This is a genomic window from Xenorhabdus sp. KK7.4 (assembly GCF_963876465.1).
Taxonomy (GTDB): Bacteria; Pseudomonadota; Gammaproteobacteria; order Enterobacterales; family Enterobacteriaceae; genus Xenorhabdus; species Xenorhabdus stockiae.
The window spans coordinates 1-18,587 of the sequence record NZ_CAWNQF010000072.1; the positions used below are offsets into that span (position 1 = coordinate 1).

Consider the following 18,587-nt stretch of genomic DNA (forward strand, 5'->3'; position numbering starts at 1 on the left):
GCTGGGTGTGTAAGCGTTGCGAGACGTTGAGCTAACCAGTACTAATGAACCGTGCGGCTTAACCTGACAACACCAAAGGTGTTTTGTGGGATTGAGAGTAAAGACTAAGTTTCAGAGAAGAATGACCGGAAAACAGAAAGTAGCCGGTTACACAGCTTGTTCGGGATTGAAAACAGAATTTGTCTGGCGGCAATAGCGCGGTGGTCCCACCTGACCCCATGCCGAACTCAGCAGTGAAACGCCGTAGCGCCGATGGTAGTGTGGGGTCTCCCCATGTGAGAGTAGGGAACTGCCAGACATCACTTTGTCAGAGAAGCCATCCTTTACCGGATGGCTTTTTTGCGTTTGTTTTTTTATTTATTGCTCGTTATTTATACGAGAGTAAGCGGCTAATACAGTTCGTTCTGATAGATTTAAATAATCTTCCATTTTTTGTGCTGCTAATTCTGTTTGGCCTGAATTTAATAGCTCCAGAATATGTTTATTCTTATCGACATAGGGCGCATACAACAGCTCTGGATCATTTAAAAGCCCAAATGCTAAACGGAGCTCGGCTGAAATATTCCGGTAGAAGGTCATTAACCTTTCACTGTCGGCCAATTCTACAATCGCGGCGTGAAAACGCATATTGGCCGTACCTACACTAACCCACTCTTGCTTATTTCTGTATTGACTGGCACTGATGACGGCTTCTTGCATTTTATTTACGCTAGGGTGCATGGGATATGCTTGTGCAAGAGCCTGACATTCAATCAGCCTGCGAACCCGATAAATATCAATAATGGATGCGATATCAGGTATTGCTACAAACACTCCCCGATTAGGCTGGTGTTTTAGTAAACCTTCTTGCGTAAGAGTACGGAACACTTCCCGTAAGGTATTGCGGGAAATTTGGAGCTGTTCACTGAGAGCTGCTTCAGATAAGCGTTGTCCGGGTAATAATTCTCCGATCACCAGCTTATTTCTTATTACTTCTGCAATTTTTTTACTCAAAATTTGGGGAGAGCTCTCTATTTTCATAGTCATCCGTTGGGCTATAGCTGAGAAAAGTGTCTTCTGTGTTCAAAACTTAATCTTCACATATTCCCGGATAACCAGCAAGCCGCGGCTATTTTTCTGCTTATCTTCTTCAATATTGAGATAAAAATCAGCTCTATTTTGAACTGATAATTTTCCCATTAATTTGAATAGAGTGATCGCTGTTGTATTTTTGCACAATAATAAGCGAATTTAGTTGATTATTTACTCATCAGAAATTATCTATTGTTCAACAATTTTATAATTATGGTTTAACAACTATGATGAAAACAATAGATTTAAATAGCGATCTTGGTGAGAGCTTTGGTCAGTGGAAGATGGGTAATGATGAAGCCATATTGGGCATTGTTAGTAGTGCCAATGTTGCCTGTGGTTTTCACGCCGGAGATCCGGCTGGGATCCTGAAAACGCTGAAATTAGCTAAGGAAAATCAGGTTGTTATTGGTGCTCATGTCTCTTATCCAGATTTGGTTGGTTTTGGCCGACGTAATATGGATCTCGCCAGTCACGAACTCACCGCGGATGTAATTTATCAGATCGGTGCCCTGCAAGGGCTTGCTGCCTCTATAGGAACGGCGGTTAATTATGTAAAGCCACATGGCGCACTCTATAACACGATAGCTAATGATGAACGTCAGGCACTTGCAGTCATTGACGGTATTTTGGCCGTAGATTCCGGCCTCGCCTTAGTGGGGCTGGCTGGCTCAAATATTCTGAGGCTAGCGCAGGAAAAAGGTCTGAGAACCATTGCGGAAGCTTTTGCTGATCGTGCTTATACAGCAAAAGGAGAACTGGTTTCGCGGCGTGAAACCGGAGCTGTATTGCATGATGCCACTCTTGTTGCACAACGTATGTTGCAGCTAGTGACAGAAGGTGGAGTGGAATCCACTGATGGCAAATTTACCCCCATTCAGGCGGATTCTATTTGTGTGCATGGAGATAGTTTCGGTGCGCTGGAAATGGCTAAACAGGTAAAAGCCATTTTGCAGCAGGCAGGAATTACTGTCCGCTCATTTATTCATTCTTAATCAGAATGGTCGATATTGTCAGGAGATAACTGTGCGTTTTTTACCTGTTAATTTTCATACCATCATGGTTGAGCTTAGTGACTTGCCTGAAACTCTGGCGTTATTTGATTCTCTGAATGCTGAACCAATCTCAGGAATTAAAGAGATAATCCCAGCAGCTAGAACGGTGATGATTCGCTTTCACCCTCTGACGATTTCAGCCCAGCAACTGGTGACAGAAATTCAACGGCGGGATCTGCAAAAGTCCTCGCATATACAAGGAAAACAGATTGAAATTCCGGTGCGCTACAATGGAGAAGATTTAGAGGAAGTTGCGGAGATACTCGGAATCTCGGTACAGGATGTTATCCAACAACATACGGATAATGAATATATCGTTGCATTTACCGGGTTTGCGCCCGGATTTGCCTACATGATATCTGAAACCATCTCCTGGAATATTCCTCGTCGTAAAACGCCCAGAACCCGTATTCCGGCAGGTTCAGTTGCTCTGGCGGGAGAATTTAGTGGTATTTACCCACAGGCAAGCCCCGGAGGATGGCAACTTATTGGTACGACATCTGAACGAATATGGGATTTATCCCGGATTGAGCCTGCGTTATTACAGCCCGGTTATCGTATCCGATTCCGTAACGTAGAACACTCCACAGTAACAGTCAGTTTACCTGCAACTCCCGTTGTTAATTCGCTTGTTCCGGTTGATAGCGCCAGTATTTTAGAAATTAAGTCCGCAGGATTACAGGCGCTATTTCAGGATTTAGGGCGTTTGGGTAAATCAGGACTGGGAATATCTGCATCAGGTGCGATGGATAAAAGCGCTTTACGCAGTGCAAATCGCATAGTGGGTAATCCTTCTGATAAAGCCGGTCTGGAAATTACGCAGGGAGGACTTCACGCCATTGCCCGTGGGCAAACAGTCATTTCAGTAACCGGTGCTTTATGCCCGATTCAAATCAAAACCCCACAAGGAAAGCGGCTTCATATAAGCACTTATCAACCCATTGATTTAAATGATGGTGATGAAATTATATTGGGTGTCCCACATGAAGGAATGCGTTCTTACTTGGCAGCCAGAGGTGGTTTTATTGTTCCGGAGGTACTATCCAGCTGTTCATTTGACACCTTGTCTAATATTGGCCCTGCTCCGTTAAAGGCGGGTGATAATTTAGCGATAGGTGAGACTTCGCATTGCTCAGCGGTGTCTGTTTTAGAGTCCCCAGGATTTGTGATGCCCAATAAAGATGAGATTGTTGTACTGGATATATTTTTCGGTCCCAGAACTGACTGGTTCACTCAGGAATCTATCGAGTTATTACGAAATCAAATCTGGCAGGTTACGCCACAATCGAACCGGATTGGTTTGAGATTAAAGGGCGATTGCCCGTTGTCTCGAATTAAGGATGAAGAGCTGCCAAGCGAAGGAACCTGTTTTGGTGCGATACAAATTCCCGCCAGCGGACAACCCGTTCTCTTTCTGGCGGATCATCCCGTGACAGGTGGATACCCCGTTATTGCTTCGGTGGCTGATTATCATCTTGATCTTGCTGGCCAGATCCCGATCAATGCCAAAATTAGATTTAATCCCATCAATCAGTTTCATGACATTCAGGGGAGTGAAGAGCTGCAATGAATACCACTGTGCACCGCATTAATAAAACCACAAAGAAAAATAAAACCACAAAAAAAGTCTTAATCGCGAATCGTGGGGAGATTGCCGTTCGTATTATTCGTGCCTGTCGTGATTATGGTATACGGACTATTGCTGTTTATGCTGATACAGATGTCAACGCGTTGCATGTGCAACTGGCGGATGAAGCCTATTCACTGGCAGGGAATAGCCCGGCAGAAACCTATCTTAATATTCCTCGTTTGTTGGATATTGCAAAGCAAGCGCAGGCTACGATGGTACATCCCGGCTATGGTTTTTTATCTGAACGGGCTGAATTTGCCTGCGCTGTTATTGAAGCCGGTTTAATTTGGATTGGCCCGGAACCCGATACGATTGATGAACTGGGGAATAAAGTTAAAGCCCGCCAAATTGCTCAGAAAGTTGGAGCACCATTAGTCATGGGAACGACAGAGCCGGTTAAAAATGCGCAGGAAGTTATCACTTTTGCTGAAAAGCATGGTTTACCGATAGCAATTAAAGCTGCATTTGGCGGCGGGGGCCGTGGGTTAAAAGTAGCATGGCGGCATGATGAAGTTGAGGAATTGTATCACTCTGCGGTACGTGAGGCGACAGCTGCATTTGGCCGTGGCGAATGTTTTATTGAACAGTTTCTGGATAAGCCCCGCCATATCGAGGCACAAATAATCGCAGATAAACACGGAAATGTGGTTGTGTTGGGAACCCGTGACTGCTCCTTGCAGCGTCGGAATCAGAAACTGATAGAAGAAGCCCCGGCCCCTTTTTTGACTCAGCAACAACGGGAGCGCATTCATCAGTCGGCAAAAGCGATTTGTGCAGAGGCTAATTACGTAGGAGCAGGAACGGTTGAATTTTTGCTGAGTGTTGATGGAACACTCTCCTTTCTGGAAGTGAATACCCGTTTACAGGTTGAGCATCCTGTGACGGAAGAAACAACCGGAATAGATTTAGTTATTGAGCAACTGAGAATCGCAGAAGGCTACCCATTAAGCATTCAGGAAACCCCTATTTCTCGCGGGCATTCGTTTGAGTTTCGCATCAATGCGGAAAATGCCGGAAAAGGCTTTTTGCCTGCATCTGGTGCTCTTACCGAATTTATCCCACCTTCTGGTCCCGGTATTCGTTTAGATTCAGGCGTAATCAATGGCTCTGTCATTCCGACAACCTTTGATTCATTGATGGCAAAACTGATTATCACAGGAACAACGCGTGAACAGGCTCTTGCCCGTGCACGTCGGGCTTTACGAGAATTTAAAATCAGTGGCGTAGCATCAGTTTTACCTTTTCATCAGGCGGTGATTGAACACCCTGATTTTGTATCAGAGGATACTTTCAACGTTCATACCCGTTGGATTGAGACAGAATTTGCCAATCAACTGGTAGCTTTACCCCGTCAGGATTTGGCTGAAAGCAAAGGCATCATCCGTACATTTATTGAGATTGATGGTCGTCGGCATGAAATGGGATTGCCAGCGGATTTATTGGCAGGATTAACGCCTTTAGTGCCTGCTGGTGAGCCACAATCTTCTTCGCCGGTAGTCCAACAAATACCGGAAGATCCTCATCAGGTAAAAGCACCTATATCCGGTATCCTGCATTCGTGGCTAGTAGGGGAAGGAGAGCAAGTCAGTGAAGGAGAGGTGATTGCCATCATGGAAGCCATGAAAATGGAAGTACAGATAAATGCACATCGCTCAGGGAAAATTACATTCCGTGCTCAGGAAGGTGATTATCAGGATGCAGAAAGTATTCTGGCGAACATTGAATAGTCTGGTTATTTGAAAAATCAAATGGGTATAAATTGACTCTAAATTTATACCCCTCTAGTAAATCTGCTTTTGTGGAATCAGCCTCTGCTTAGTATTGTGGTGCTGGATAGTACCTCCCCACCTAATCCAGATAGTAAAATCTGACGATAATCACTTAATGTTATTTACATTTCTTTTGTGAATGTAAATAATAATGCTTCTCAATAATATTTTAACTAAAAAATAAATGTCTAAAACTACCAAAATTTACGCAAGCATGGCTAAAAGTGGTTTGTGTGTTCCTTTGATGTCAGCATCTATGTTGACAATCGCTATTTCGACTAACGCAGTGGCACATACCGAAGAATCAACCAGAAAATCAGCCTCAACAGGCGATACACTCGTTGTTATTGCGGGTAACAGTGCAGAACAGGACAGTGGAAAAGTCAGCCGCAATGAAATTAAAGTTAGACAGGCACAAAGTGTCGGTGAAGTATTAAAGAATGTGCCGGGCGTACAAGCCGGGCATCCTAGCGCTTTAGGGCAGCGCTTTAAAATCCGTGGCATGGATGATCAATTTGTCAACGTGACGGTTGATGGTGCAAGACAGGAAGGCTATCACTTCCACCATGCAGGGAACTATGGCATTGATCCTGAAATGCTCAAGCAAATTGATATCAATGTGGGTACGAACAGTATTACCTATGATACCGGAGCATTAGTTGGTTCATTAAAATTTGAAACTGTTGATGCTGGTGATTTATTAGCACCGGGTCGTTTATTTGGTGCAAAAGGAAAATTAAGTTATGTCAGTAATGGCTCTGAATTCCAGCAGTCTTTGGCAGCTTATGGAAGAGTCGGTGCTGTAGATTTATTGGGTTACTTTAACCATCGCAATATGAGTGATGCTAAAACAGGCAGAGATAAAGCGGGGCAAGAATCCATTCCTACCGATGGGAAACTGATCAACTATTTATTAAAAGCTAAATTCAATCTGACTGATGAGCAGTATATCAATGTCTCAAAAGAGCATTATCAGAATGATGCAGATACCAACTACAGATTGAATTTCGGCCCGGATGTGAATAAAGGGAAGAAAGGGAAATACGCTTCAGAGCGTGATACTTATAATATCGCTTACCGATATGTACCGGTTGGCAATGACCTCATTGATCTGAAAATCTCTGCTTATCACACAGAACAAAATTTCAATCATATGAAGGAAGTCGGTGGTCCGGGCAAAGGCTTTGACACGATTACCGAAACTCAGGGTATCAGAGCGCGTAACGTTTCTAGTTTTGATACTTATCAGCTAGCCCATGCTTTCACTTATGGTTATGAGTATTTCGATACCAGAATGGCGTATACCGAGGCAGCAAGAAATACATATAACAAAGTGGTAGAAACAGGAAAATCATCATCTGTTTATTTAGAGGATGATATTCAGTTTGCTGATTTCCACTTCATTCCTGGCGTAAGATGGGATCATTATAAATACAATACTATCAATAAAAAGAGTGAGCCCTTTGAAAGAACCTATGCTCATTTCTCAAAAGCGTTGGGTCTGAAATACGAACTGGGCGCATCAACAACGTTGTTTGCTAATTATACTGAACTCTTCAGAGGCCCATTGGGTAAAGAGATCGGCATGGGCCCGAGTAACCATAATGCTAACTTAAAAGCGACAACGGGTTACAATCTGGAAACAGGTGTTGGTGGTATTTATCCGTCTGTTTTTGCTGAAAATGACTCATTTACTGTAACTGGTAAAGTATTCCAGACCAATTTCAAAAATCTGGCTACCACGTTAGCAAAAAGTTCGCTTAATAATATCCCTAAATCCAGACTGGAAGGGTTTGAACTAGCGACCAAATATAAACTGGATAACTGGTCTTTAAGAGCGACTTACGCCAAAGCAAATAACAAAATTGTTCAGGGTAGCGCGTTGTTTGACTCAAGATTAGAGTTTACACCGTCCATTGGTGACTCTTTCACTGTTGGTGGAAGCTATCTATTTGATAAAACGGATATTGAACTTGGCTGGAATTCCCGATTTGTCCGCTCAACAAATGCGAATGGGACAGGTGATGGCAAGGTTGTAAATATTCATAAAGCGGGCTTTGGCGTCAGCGATATGCATATTTCCTGGGCACCAACCTCAGGCGTATTTAAAAACGCAGAATTCCTGTTTGGTATCGATAATATCTTCGACAAGCGTTACAACGAACAGTCTTACTATCTGAATACCTATAAAGGCCAGGAAGAGAAAGGCCGAGCTTATAAAGCGACGGTTTCTTATAAGTTCTAAGAAACGAGCTGTAACTTTTAGTAAAAACAGTACGGTAATAATTTATTATTACCGTACTGAAATGAGTAATATATTAACTTTTAGATGCAATATGCGCTCTATACAACGATTAGCTCGTTATTTTTTCATTCTCAATTTGATTTAAAAGCTCTCTAAAATAGACAACTAATGGACGTAAATTTGCTTTGTGCCATACAGCCCAAAGCTGGGTGGTAATATTCATCCAAGGCACCTCGCGTAAAATAGCCCCTTTAGGCAAGTTATAGCGCAAACTATTTTGTATCAATGTCACGCCAAGGCCTGCGGCAACAAGGCCTAACGCCGTTAACGGTTCTTCTGCTTCTAAACGAATATCTGGTCGAAACCCTGCTTTCACACAGGCGGCAACAAAATCATCCCGTGAGTGCGAATTATCATTGTTGTGTAAGACTGAGATCCATTGTTGTGCCGTTAAATCATTAGGGATAATGTGCTCTTTTGTTGCTAAAGGGTGATGATGAGGAACTGCCACTAACATGCGGTCATTCAATACTTGTTGATATTCTAATTCACTCTCTTTTCCTTCTGGTGGAGTATCAACCATCGCAAAATCAAGGCTCCGTTGGCGCAGCCCTTCTAACTGGCGTTCTGGCGTTTGGTTATACAACGCAATATGAACATCTGGGTGTGAATCTCTTAACACACTTAATGAACTTGGCAGTATGCCTGAGTGCATTGCATTTTCAATGTAGCCGACACACAGTCCACCATCTTCTCCTCGACCTAAACGGCGGCCTAATGACTCCAAGCGATTGGCGTGAGTAAGGAGTGAGCGCGCTTCAGCCAAGAACGTTTGTCCATCAGACGTTAAGCGAATTCGTTGCTGGCTTCGTTCGAACAACATTAATCCGAGTCTGTCTTCTAATTGAGAAATTTGCCGGCTTAATGGGGATTGTGAAATATGTAGGCGCTTTGCTGCACGCCCGACATGTTCCTCTTCTGCTACAACAATGAAGTAGCTGAGTTGGCGCAGGTCAATCATAGTTATTGCCTTTAATGTCTTAACTTGGACTAATTATGTCCTTTCATGTCATAAAAAATCAACCTACTATCATGCTCCATGACAGGATGGTTCACTCTCCTGAATCATCATTTTGCTGATAACAAGCTAATTTATAAGGAATTACAATATGAGTATTAAAAAATTACTTCCTAGCCAAATTGGTTTTGGCGGAGCGCCATTAGGTAACATGTTTAGAGCAATTCCGGATGACGAAGCGATTGCAATCGTACACGAAGTATGGAATCTAGGGATTCGTTATTTTGATACCGCGCCGCTGTACGGTTCTGGTTTATCTGAAATCCGTATGGGTGAAGTCCTGTCTCAGTATTCACGTGATGATTATGTGTTGAGTACCAAAGTGGGTCGCATCATGTTAGATGAGATGGAAGATCCTGCAAATCGTGATTTCGGGGAAAAAGGCGGTCTTTTTGAACACGGTTTGAAAAACAAAATTCTTAATGACTACTCTGAAGATGCGACACTGCGCTCTATTGAAGATAGTCTGAAACGTTTGAAAACAGACCGTATTGATATCGTGTGGATCCACGATCCTTCACAAGATTTTTACGGAGATAGTTGGTTAGAGCATTTTAACACCGCACGCACTGGTGCATTCCGTGCCTTAACCCGCCTGCGTGAAGAAGGCGTGATCAAAGCTTGGGGGCTAGGTGTTAACCGCGTTGAACCTTGTGAATTAACACTGGGTTTAGATGAGCCAAAACCAGATGCATTCTTATTGGCAGGCCGTTATAGCTTATTAGATCACAGCCGTGCACTACAACGACTGATGCCAGAAGCGTTAGAGCATAATGTTGATATCGTTGTTGGCGGCCCATACAGCTCAGGCGTATTGGTAGGGGGCGCGCATTTTGAATATCAAAAATCTTCCCCAGCTATTCATCAACAAGTCGCGAAGATTTATCAAATTGCTAAGCAATTTAATGTTGATGTTAAAGCAGCTGCATTACAGTTTTCACTAGCTAACCCAGCAGTAGCAGCGGTTATCCCTGGTTCAAGTCGTCTAGGTCGTATGGCTGAAGATTTAGCAGCATTAACCGCTAAAGTCCCAACTGATTTCTGGTTAGAAATGCAGCGCCAAGGCTTGGTTGCTGTTAACGCACCATTGCCAATTCGTTAATCGCTCAATGAGTTGTTGATGCCAGCGAGGGATAAATTTTCGGCAAAAGTCATCGACGGAGCAATAAAGTTATTCTAAATTATACATGCCTGAGGATTTCCATGATTTTGTTTTCTTTAGCAAAAACTTTAATCGTGCCTCAGGCACTTTGGTTCACTTCTTTTAAGCGAAGCTCGGGTTAACTACAGCGTAAAAACACCAATCAGAGCCACAACAGTCAGAATTGCGGCAGCGCCATAAAACACCCATTTACCAGCAGGAACATGAATTTTCAGATCATGCATAGCATGATGAATGCGGTGTAAGCCGCACCAGAGTGGCAGACTTATCATCAGCAATAAAAAAACACGTCCAATAAAGCTCTGGCAGAAAGTCAGAATACGTTCGTAAGAGAGCGCCTCAGGAGCCAATCCTAATGGCAGTAAAATGCCTAATAGCAGGATAATGACTGGCCCGACAATAGCACTCCACATACCGCCAGCGCCAAACAACCCCCAGAAAATAGGTTCATCGGAACGTTTTGGTACTTGATTCATCAGATCCTCCTTGGGGTCAGAGTAGTGCTATGCCAAGGATCACGGCAGTCGCAATAATAGTGAAAGTCCACAATAGTTTGATAATGGGTCCCGGTGCCATTTTTTCATTTTTAACAATGATATTGAGTGCTTTGGGCGCCAGTTCAAACCAGGTTTTGGTATGTAATAATGCTGCCAGCAAGGTGATGATATTGATCAGCAATACCAGCGGGTTTTGCAGAAAAGAGACAAAACCACCCCAGCTTTCAGGGCCAGCTTTCAGGGCAAATAGCCCATAAAGCACCAAAATACTGAACCAGACAGTAGGAACAGAAGTTCCTTCACGCAGCATATAGAAACGATAAAAACCTAATTTTTGCCACCAGTTAGGCTCCATGCCACGGGTATAAGGTTTACGTTTTGTTGTCATGACTTTCACCTCCCTTATTGTGGTTTCAGCATGGAGATAATGAAATCTTTTGCACTTTCTGCCTTGCTTTGCTGAATTGCTCCTGCCGGATCGACATGTTTCGGGCAAACTTCAGAACAATAACCGACAAAAGTACAGGACCAGACACCATTATCGCTGTTGATTTGTGGCATACGCTCTTTCTTACCATGATCACGGTTATCAAGGTTATAGCGGTGTGCCAGCGTGACGGCAGCAGGGCCGATAAACTCAGGATTCAGTCCGAACTGAGGGCAGGCTGCGTAGCATAGGCCACAGTTGATACAACCGGAGAACTGATGATACTTCGCCATCTGTGCCGGAGTTTGCACATTCGGGCCATCGGAGGGTTTACGGTCATTACCGATAATGTAGGGCTTGATGGCTTCCAGACTTTCGATAAAGTGAGTCATATCCACAACCAAATCCCGCTCTATCGGGAAATTCCCTAAGGCTTCTACTTTCAGTCCGTGCTGATAGTCGCGCAGAAAAGTCTTACAGGCCAGTTTGGGGACGCGGTTAACCATCATGCCGCAGGAGCCGCAGATTGCCATGCGGCAGGACCAGCGATAAGACAGATCAGGAGCCAGATTATCCTTAATATAGCCTAATGCATCCAACAGCGAAGTCTGGTCATCATAAGGGACGTCGTATGTTGTGAAATAAGGCGCATCATCGGTTTCCGGGTTATAGCGCATGACTTCCATTTTCAGGTTTTTCATCTCAGTCATTCGCCTGCTCCTTCTGTTTTTTCTCTTGTGCAGCGGCTTCCCCACCATAAACCCGTTTTGCGGGCTGGGATTTAGTGATCTTCACATCACTGTATTCCAGATGTGGCGCGCCTTCAGGGTTGTAGAAAGCCAGTGTATGTTTCAGGAAGTTCTCATCATCACGTTCGGTACAGCCTTCATCAAGGCGCTGGTGGGCACCGCGGGATTCTTTGCGGTTCATCGCGGAGTGAGCCATACATTCCGCCACATCCAGCCCGAATCCCAGTTCTATGGTATAGAGAAGGTCAGTATTGAATACACTGGAGCGGTCACTGATTTGGATATGCTTGAAGCGCTCTTTCAGCTCTGCGATCTTATCAATCGTCTTTTGCATCAATTCAGGGGTGCGATAAATACCACAACCTTCTTCCATTGCCGTTCCAAGCTCATCCCGAATTTTGGCCCAGCTTTCTCCGCCCTGCTGATTCAGCAATTTATTGAGTTTAGCCTCAATATCGTGAACCTGTGCAACCAGTGCATTTTCATTGGCGGGAGGAGCTTCCTGAGCACACTTGGCAGCTTCTTCACCCGCCAGACGACCAAAGACGACAAGTTCTGCCAGTGAATTAGAGCCAAGACGGTTTGCGCCATGCAGGCCGACAGAAGAACATTCACCAATAGCAAACAGCCCTTTGATACGAGTTTCACATTGTTGGTTGGTTTCGATTCCGCCCATAGTGTAATGCGCTGTCGGACGAACAGGGATAGGCTCCTTGACCGGATCAACGCCAACGTAGGCTTTCGCCAGTTCACAGATGAATGGTAGACGCTCCAGTAATTTCTTCTCACCCAGATGACGCAGATCCAGATGTACAACGTCACCGCGCGGCGTTGCAATAGTTCGTCCTGCCCGCCATTCATGCCAGAATGCCTGCGAAACTTTATCGCGTGGTCCCAGTTCCATATATTTATTTTCAGGGTGACCGAGTGGCGTTTCAGGCCCTAAGCCATAATCCTGTAGATAGCGATAGCCATCTTTATTCACCAGAATCCCGCCTTCACCCCGACAGCCTTCAGTCATCAGAATGCCGGAACCCGGCAGGCCGGTTGGGTGATATTGCACAAACTCCATATCGCGCAGTGGAACACCATGCCGGAAAGCCATACCCATGCCATCACCGGTGACAATGCCGCCATTTGTGTTGTAACGATAAACACGGCCTGCACCACCGGTAGCCATAATGACTGCATTTGCGCGAATCTGAACTTTACTGCCTTCCATCATATTCAGGGCAACCAGGCCACGGGCACGGCCTTCATCAACCAGAATATCGAGGACAAAATGCTCATCGAAACGCTGAATTTGCGGATACTTGAGTGAGGTCTGAAACAGTGTATGCAGCATATGGAAGCCGGTCTTATCCGCGGCAAACCACGTGCGCTCAATTTTCATGCCACCGAAACGACGCACATTCACTGAGCCATCTTCTTTGCGGCTCCACGGGCAACCCCATTGCTCCAGCTGGGTCATCTCAGTCGGACAGTGTTTGACAAAATACTCAACCACATCCTGCTCACACAGCCAGTCTCCGCCGGATACTGTGTCATTGAAATGAAAGTCATAGGAATCATGAGACTGAGTGACTGCGGCTGATCCACCTTCTGCGGCGACGGTGTGGCTGCGCATAGGGTACACTTTCGAAATCAGGGCAATCTTGAGTTGGGGATTGGCTTCAGCCGCAGCAATGGCGGCCCGTAGACCTGCGCCACCGGCTCCGATAATTGCTAGATCAGCATTGAAGGTTTGCACTGTGCTTCTCCATTGTTTCAAGTGAAATGAATAAATTCAGCCAGAAAGCCTAATGCGTTATCACTCGTCATTTGTGACCTTGCTACTTTGCAGAGGTATTTTTTCTTGTCCGACTGAGTGTTGTAAGTAAATTTTTTGTACCTTAACGAGTTAGGAGCACTGTCTGTTATTTTTTATCTGATATGATTATAACGGATGGCGGCTGAAGTAAACTTGATATGAACGCTGATTTGGCAGAATTGTTATCAATAAAAATTGATCTAAAACAAGTTTCCTATTCATCCGGACATTTTTTATTAATGTGTTGTTAAGTTAATCGATATTATTTGTCTTATCTTGAGGCTTAAATTCATTAAATTAACGCGATATCGCTGTCTCTTATCAATAAATAAGGAAGTTTGAATTTTTATTTAATGTAAGTTATTTATTTTTTTAATGTTTACTTGAAGGCCGTTTCTATTCTTTTGGCAATTTATACCCTCTATTTATAATGAAGGTATGGGTTTGTAAAAAACTATAATTAATTGTTTTTTATGTTATTAATTGGTGGTTTATATATTTTGTTATTTTATTTTTTAGTTAAATGATGTATGTTTTCTGGCGGATGTATTGTATTTCGTTCCTGATTTTAAGTTGTAATATATAGCGATATATTTTTGTGACAAACCAATTTTATAATTAGGAGCCTATCATGGCGCTTAGAAAAATAACTATCGCATTACAAGCGGATAACAATCTTTATTTAAGTAGAGTTGATAGAAATGGAATTCAATATATTGAAGCTGTAAAATCATCTATAGATGAATATTGTCGGTTTACCGTTGTTTATACTGATCCGAATAACCTTAATAAAATTGCTCTTATCGGAGATAATAAACTTTATCTTAGTAGAGTAACCCGTTCAAATGGTGATTTTATTGAATCTATTAAACCAACGGTAGACATTTATTCAATTTTTATGATTGAAGATGTTGGTTGTAATATGATTGCACTGAAAGCTGATACAGGTAAATATCTCAGCCGGGTAACAGTTGGCGGTGTTGATTACATTAAACCTGATAAAGTTAATTTAGATGTGTATTGTAAATTTCGCGTCGTGACATTAATTGAGTAATTTACATTTCTGACTGAAACTAATCAGCGTGTAAATATAGTGGCCGCAAAAGCAGGCCACTTTTTTATATTATTAATGTTTTTTAAATTTATCTTTAGGTTTAAGGTTTATTTATAACAATGTTTATGAAAAGAGTTAATCTATCTTCGGTGAAATTTTATATAGATGGGTTATTTTTATAACTTGTTCAGAAATAAATGATAAATAGCAGACCATCGACAAGGGATTCAATGTAATAATTTGTCTGGCGAGCGTGATGCGGGTAAACTGCGCGTTTTGTTTTCTTTTGGAGCCACAGGAATATGAACGAAATCGCGGATTGGCAGCCAACAGCCCCTATCGCTAATTTATTGAAAAGGGCAGAAATTCTGGCAGAAATACGGCGCTTTTTCGCAGATCGTGGGGTGTTGGAGGTTGAGACACCCGCCATGAGTCAGGCGACTGTCACAGACGTCCATCTGGTTCCCTTTCAGACAAGGTTTGTCGGCCCCGGTGCAGCGGATGGTCTTCCTCTGTACTTGATGACCAGCCCCGAATACCACATGAAACGTCTACTTGCTGCGGGCAGTGGCTCCATTTATCAGATGGGAAAAAGTTTCCGCAATGAAGAAGCAGGGCGCCATCATAATCCTGAATTCACTATGTTGGAATGGTATCGTCCACATTATGATATGTACCGCTTGATGAATGAAGTGGATGATCTGTTACAGCAAATTCTGGATTGCGAAAGTGCCGAATCTCTTTCTTATCAGCAGGCTTTTATTCGTTATCTGGATATTGACCCCCTGACGGCGAGCAAAGAAAAACTGCGTGAAGTAGCGGCAAAACTCGATCTCAGCAATATTGCTGATCGTGAAGAAGACAGGGATACCTTACTGCAACTGCTTTTTACCATGGGTGTTGAAACACATATTGGTATTGAAAAGCCGACATTTATTTATCATTTTCCTGCTTCTCAGGCCGCACTGGCAGAGATCAGTAAAGAAGATCATCGTGTTGCCCAGCGCTTTGAAGTGTATTTCAAGGGCATGGAACTGGCGAATGGTTTCCGTGAACTGACAGACAGCAAAGAGCAGCGTCTGCGCTTCGAACAGGATAATCGTAAACGTGAATCAATGGGGCTACCTGTACAGCCGATAGATGAGTATCTGCTTGAAGCTCTGGCTCATGGTATGCCGGAATGTGCCGGTGTGGCATTGGGGGTTGATCGCCTGATTATGCTGGCTCTGGGCGCGGAGCGAATCAGTGAGGTTATAGCCTTTCCGGTAGGCATTTCCTGATTTAATACCCCGCCACTTGCGGCGGGGTATTAAATGAATAAAAGGTCGATTACTTATGTTCGTGATGTTCTTCGAGGAATTTCACCGCTAAATCAGGGAAATCGGTGAATGCACCATCGACATTGGCTTTATCGAAGACGATATCAAACAATTGATTTCCGCTGGTGGCATACTTTGGCAACTGGTCAATACGGATAGTATACGGATGCACTACCATATGGCTGGCGTGAGCTTCTTTCACCATACCGGTTAATTTAATGTTGTTTGGGGTAGAGTCATTGGCGACCAGCATGTGGTAATCCGGGCCAATACCATCAGCATATTTTGCCACTTCTTTCATGGCACCCGGTTTAAACATCCAGTCATAACTGTAGTTATGCCATGTTCCATCGGCTTTCTGTTCGTAGGTTTCATTCCAGTCGGTGTAAGCAATCAGTTGCACCAGTTTCAGATCCATCCCCAATTTGGGTTCCAGATCATTTTTAATACGTTTCAACTCATTGGCATCAAAACATTGCAGATAAACTTTATCGCTCTTTTTGGTGTAACCATACTGTTTCAGTACTTCCAACACTTTTGCGGTGATGTCTTTGCCTTCCTGACGATGGAACCACGGTGCTTTAATCTCAGGATAGATACCGACATTCTTTCCGGTGGATTTGTTCATACCCTGAATAAATTCCAGCTCTTCCTGAAAAGTGTGGATGCGAAAATCTGATTTTCCCATTGGAAAACGGCCGGGATAGCTTTGTACTTTTTTGCCATCCTTGATATCAAACCCTTCAGTAAATTTCAGTGACTTAATTTCTGGCAGGGTAAAGTCAATGGCATAGTAACGACCATCAGCGCGTGCTCGGTTTGGAAAACGCTCAGCGACATCAGTGACGCGATCAAGATAATGGTCATGCAGAACGACCAGTTCATTATCCTTAGTCATCACCAGATCTTGTTCAAGATAATCTGCGCCCTGAGCAAAAGCCATCGCTTTGGCAGGAAGGGTATGTTCAGGCAGGTAGCCGCTTGCTCCTCGATGCGCGATAACAATTTTATCCGCTGCATGCGCAATACCTGACATCGATGAAGCTAACAGAAGACCGGCCATAATTGTTTTAACAGGGGTGTGCATTGGGGTTCTCCACTTGTGGTAATGAAGGTGTATTTTGGTAATTAAATGGTGTTTTATATGAACTTAGAATACTGAATATAAGAGGGAACGCAGTGTTACTGTATTATTGTCGCCACTGTTTCATTTCGTTCAACAGTGGCGACACGGGAATGGCTCTATTAAAAACAGCCTATTGATTAGCTGTTATGTGCTTGTGCCATTTCCTGCTTATGTTTGTTTTCATGCAGCATAACAAACAACAGTAGAATAACAGATAGAATGCTGCCGCCAACCATGACCATAAAGCCGCCATCCCAACCGGTGAAATCAACGGTATAGCCAACAATTGCACTGGCAGCTACCGAGCCACCGAGGTAGCCAAACAGACCAGTAAAGCCAGCCGCAGTACCCGCTGCTTTCTTCGGTGCCAGCTCAAGAGCATGCAGGCCGATCAGCATAACAGGGCCATAAATCAGGAAGCCGATCACCAACATACAGATCATATCAACATTCGGATTACCAGCCGGGTTCATCCAGAAGACAATCGTAGCGATAGTAACGAGCGTCATAAAGAACACGCCGGTAGCACCACGGTTGCCTTTAAATACTTTGTCTGACATCCAACCACACAGCAGCGTACCGGGGATACCCGCATATTCATACAGGAAGTAAGCCCAGGAAGATTTATCCAGTGCAAAGTGTTTAACTTCTCTCAGATAAGTTGGTGACCAGTCAAGGATACCGTAACGGAGTAAGTAAACGAATACGTTGGCAATGGCGATCATCCACAGCAGTTTGTTAGGTAGAACGTACTGCATGAAAATTTCTTTTGCAGTCAGTTCTTTTTCATCTTTTTCTGTATAGTCAGGCGGATAGTCGTTTTTGTATTCTTCGATTGGTGGTAAGCCACAGGATTGTGGTGTATCCCGCATCAGGGCCAAGATGACTAAGGCAACCAGAATGGCTGCGAATGCTGGCATATAGAGAGCCGCTTTCCAGTCATTGAACCACGCCATACCGAGGAGGAACAGTAATGGTGGCAAACCACCGCCAACGTTATGAGCGCAGTTCCAGATAGAAACGATCCCGCCTCGCTCTTTTTGTGACCACCAGTGAACCATGGTACGACCGCAAGGAGGCCATCCCATGCCCTGGAACCAGCCACACAGGAACAACAGGACAAACATGACCGCAATGCTTGAAGTCGCCCACGGTACAAAGCCCATGAATAGCATTACGGCTGCTGCAAGTATCAGGCCAGCCGACAAGAAAACCCGGGGATTAGAACGGTCGGAAACGGAACCCATGATGAATTTTGAGAAGCCGTATGCGATTGAGATCCCTGAAAGAGCAAAACCCAGATCTCCTTTAGAAAAGCCTTCTTCTACCAGGTATGGCATTGCCAGCGTAAAATTTTTCCTTACCAGATAATAAGCAGCATAGCCAAAGAAAATCCCCATAAAAATTTGCCAGCGCAAGCGACGATAGAGTGGATCTATTTCTTGCGCAGGCAGCCGGGCTTTGTGAGGCGCCGGTCTGAATATACTTAACATGTTTGTCTCCACATGACTTTTAGTATGAGCGAATCACCACTGTTTAGTAGTGACCAGCAGTAAACGAAAGTTTCAATTTATTTTTTTCTATATCGAAAGAAA

15 protein-coding genes and 1 rRNA gene are annotated in these 18,587 nt (G+C 43.8%); 8 read left to right on the forward strand and 8 right to left on the reverse strand.

The genetic code is table 11. From position 1 onward, the window contains the following. Positions 1 to 182: 182 nt before the first annotated feature. Positions 183 to 298, forward strand: a 5S ribosomal RNA gene (rrf, locus tag AACS90_RS11165). 59 nt (positions 299 to 357) lie between these two features. Here the strand turns inward: rrf and AACS90_RS11170 are convergent. Continuing rightward, on the reverse strand, positions 358 to 1,020 hold the full coding sequence (locus AACS90_RS11170; protein WP_099122750.1) for a GntR family transcriptional regulator: 663 nt from the start codon (positions 1,018 to 1,020) through the stop codon (positions 358 to 360). A gap of 278 nt (positions 1,021 to 1,298) precedes the next feature. Between AACS90_RS11170 and AACS90_RS11175 the strand changes: the two genes are divergently transcribed. From AACS90_RS11175 to AACS90_RS11190, 4 genes are all read left to right on the forward strand, one after another. After that, a complete protein-coding gene (locus AACS90_RS11175; protein ID WP_099122751.1) occupies positions 1,299 to 2,066 on the forward strand; it encodes a LamB/YcsF family protein in 768 nt (255 codons plus the stop codon). Between the two features lie 31 nt (positions 2,067 to 2,097). Beyond that, a complete protein-coding gene (locus AACS90_RS11180) occupies positions 2,098 to 3,696 on the forward strand; it encodes a 5-oxoprolinase subunit B/C family protein (protein ID WP_099122752.1) in 1,599 nt (532 codons plus the stop codon). Next, the gene (locus tag AACS90_RS11185; protein ID WP_099122753.1) at positions 3,693 to 5,483 is read left to right on the forward strand and encodes an ATP-binding protein; all 1,791 of its coding nucleotides are present in this window, start codon (positions 3,693 to 3,695) and stop codon (positions 5,481 to 5,483) included. Before AACS90_RS11180 ends, AACS90_RS11185 begins: the two co-directional genes overlap by 4 nt. A 226-nt stretch (positions 5,484 to 5,709) precedes the next feature. Next, positions 5,710 to 7,770 carry a TonB-dependent receptor domain-containing protein gene (locus AACS90_RS11190; RefSeq protein WP_099122754.1) on the forward strand — a complete coding sequence of 687 codons (2,061 nt, stop codon included), beginning with the start codon at positions 5,710 to 5,712 and terminating at the stop codon, positions 7,768 to 7,770. A gap of 109 nt (positions 7,771 to 7,879) precedes the next feature. Here the strand turns inward: AACS90_RS11190 and AACS90_RS11195 are convergent, their stop codons facing one another. Next, positions 7,880 to 8,791: a LysR substrate-binding domain-containing protein gene (locus AACS90_RS11195; RefSeq protein WP_099122755.1), complete on the reverse strand. Its 912-nt coding sequence runs from the start codon at positions 8,789 to 8,791 to the stop codon at positions 7,880 to 7,882. Positions 8,792 to 8,939: 148 nt separating this feature from the next. Here AACS90_RS11195 and AACS90_RS11200 point away from each other — a divergent pair, with 148 nt between their 5' ends. Continuing rightward, a complete protein-coding gene (locus tag AACS90_RS11200; RefSeq protein ID WP_099122756.1) occupies positions 8,940 to 9,950 on the forward strand; it encodes an aldo/keto reductase in 1,011 nt (336 codons plus the stop codon). Between the two features lie 182 nt (positions 9,951 to 10,132). Here AACS90_RS11200 and frdD read toward each other — a convergent pair whose 3' ends face one another. Genes frdD through frdA form a run of 4 tightly spaced genes read right to left on the reverse strand, consistent with a single transcriptional unit; the run spans position 10,133 to position 13,433 of the window. Next, entirely contained in the window at positions 10,133 to 10,489 is a 357-nt protein-coding gene (frdD, locus tag AACS90_RS11205) for a fumarate reductase subunit FrdD (RefSeq protein ID WP_193757247.1), read from the reverse strand. Between the two features lie 13 nt (positions 10,490 to 10,502). Beyond that, positions 10,503 to 10,895, reverse strand: coding sequence for a fumarate reductase subunit FrdC (gene frdC / locus AACS90_RS11210; protein ID WP_099122758.1), 393 nt, complete (start codon positions 10,893 to 10,895; stop codon positions 10,503 to 10,505). 14 nt (positions 10,896 to 10,909) lie between these two features. Beyond that, positions 10,910 to 11,644, reverse strand: coding sequence for a succinate dehydrogenase/fumarate reductase iron-sulfur subunit (locus tag AACS90_RS11215; RefSeq protein ID WP_099122759.1), 735 nt, complete (start codon positions 11,642 to 11,644; stop codon positions 10,910 to 10,912). Then, positions 11,637 to 13,433: a fumarate reductase (quinol) flavoprotein subunit gene (gene frdA / locus AACS90_RS11220; protein ID WP_099122760.1), complete on the reverse strand. Its 1,797-nt coding sequence runs from the start codon at positions 13,431 to 13,433 to the stop codon at positions 11,637 to 11,639. Before frdA ends, AACS90_RS11215 begins: the two co-directional genes overlap by 8 nt. 691 nt (positions 13,434 to 14,124) lie before the next feature. Here frdA and AACS90_RS11225 point away from each other — a divergent pair. Further along, entirely contained in the window at positions 14,125 to 14,547 is a 423-nt protein-coding gene (locus tag AACS90_RS11225; RefSeq protein WP_099122761.1) for a fascin domain-containing protein, read from the forward strand. Positions 14,548 to 14,849: 302 nt separating this feature from the next. Further along, positions 14,850 to 15,827, forward strand: coding sequence for an elongation factor P--(R)-beta-lysine ligase (epmA, locus tag AACS90_RS11230; protein WP_099122762.1), 978 nt, complete (start codon positions 14,850 to 14,852; stop codon positions 15,825 to 15,827). A 49-nt stretch (positions 15,828 to 15,876) separates the two neighbouring features. Here the strand turns inward: epmA and glpQ are convergent, their stop codons facing one another. Continuing rightward, positions 15,877 to 16,953: a glycerophosphodiester phosphodiesterase gene (gene glpQ / locus AACS90_RS11235; RefSeq protein WP_099122763.1), complete on the reverse strand. Its 1,077-nt coding sequence runs from the start codon at positions 16,951 to 16,953 to the stop codon at positions 15,877 to 15,879. Positions 16,954 to 17,129: 176 nt separating this feature from the next. Further along, positions 17,130 to 18,485: a glycerol-3-phosphate transporter gene (gene glpT / locus AACS90_RS11240; RefSeq protein WP_099122764.1), complete on the reverse strand. Its 1,356-nt coding sequence runs from the start codon at positions 18,483 to 18,485 to the stop codon at positions 17,130 to 17,132. Positions 18,486 to 18,587 lie beyond the last annotated feature (102 nt).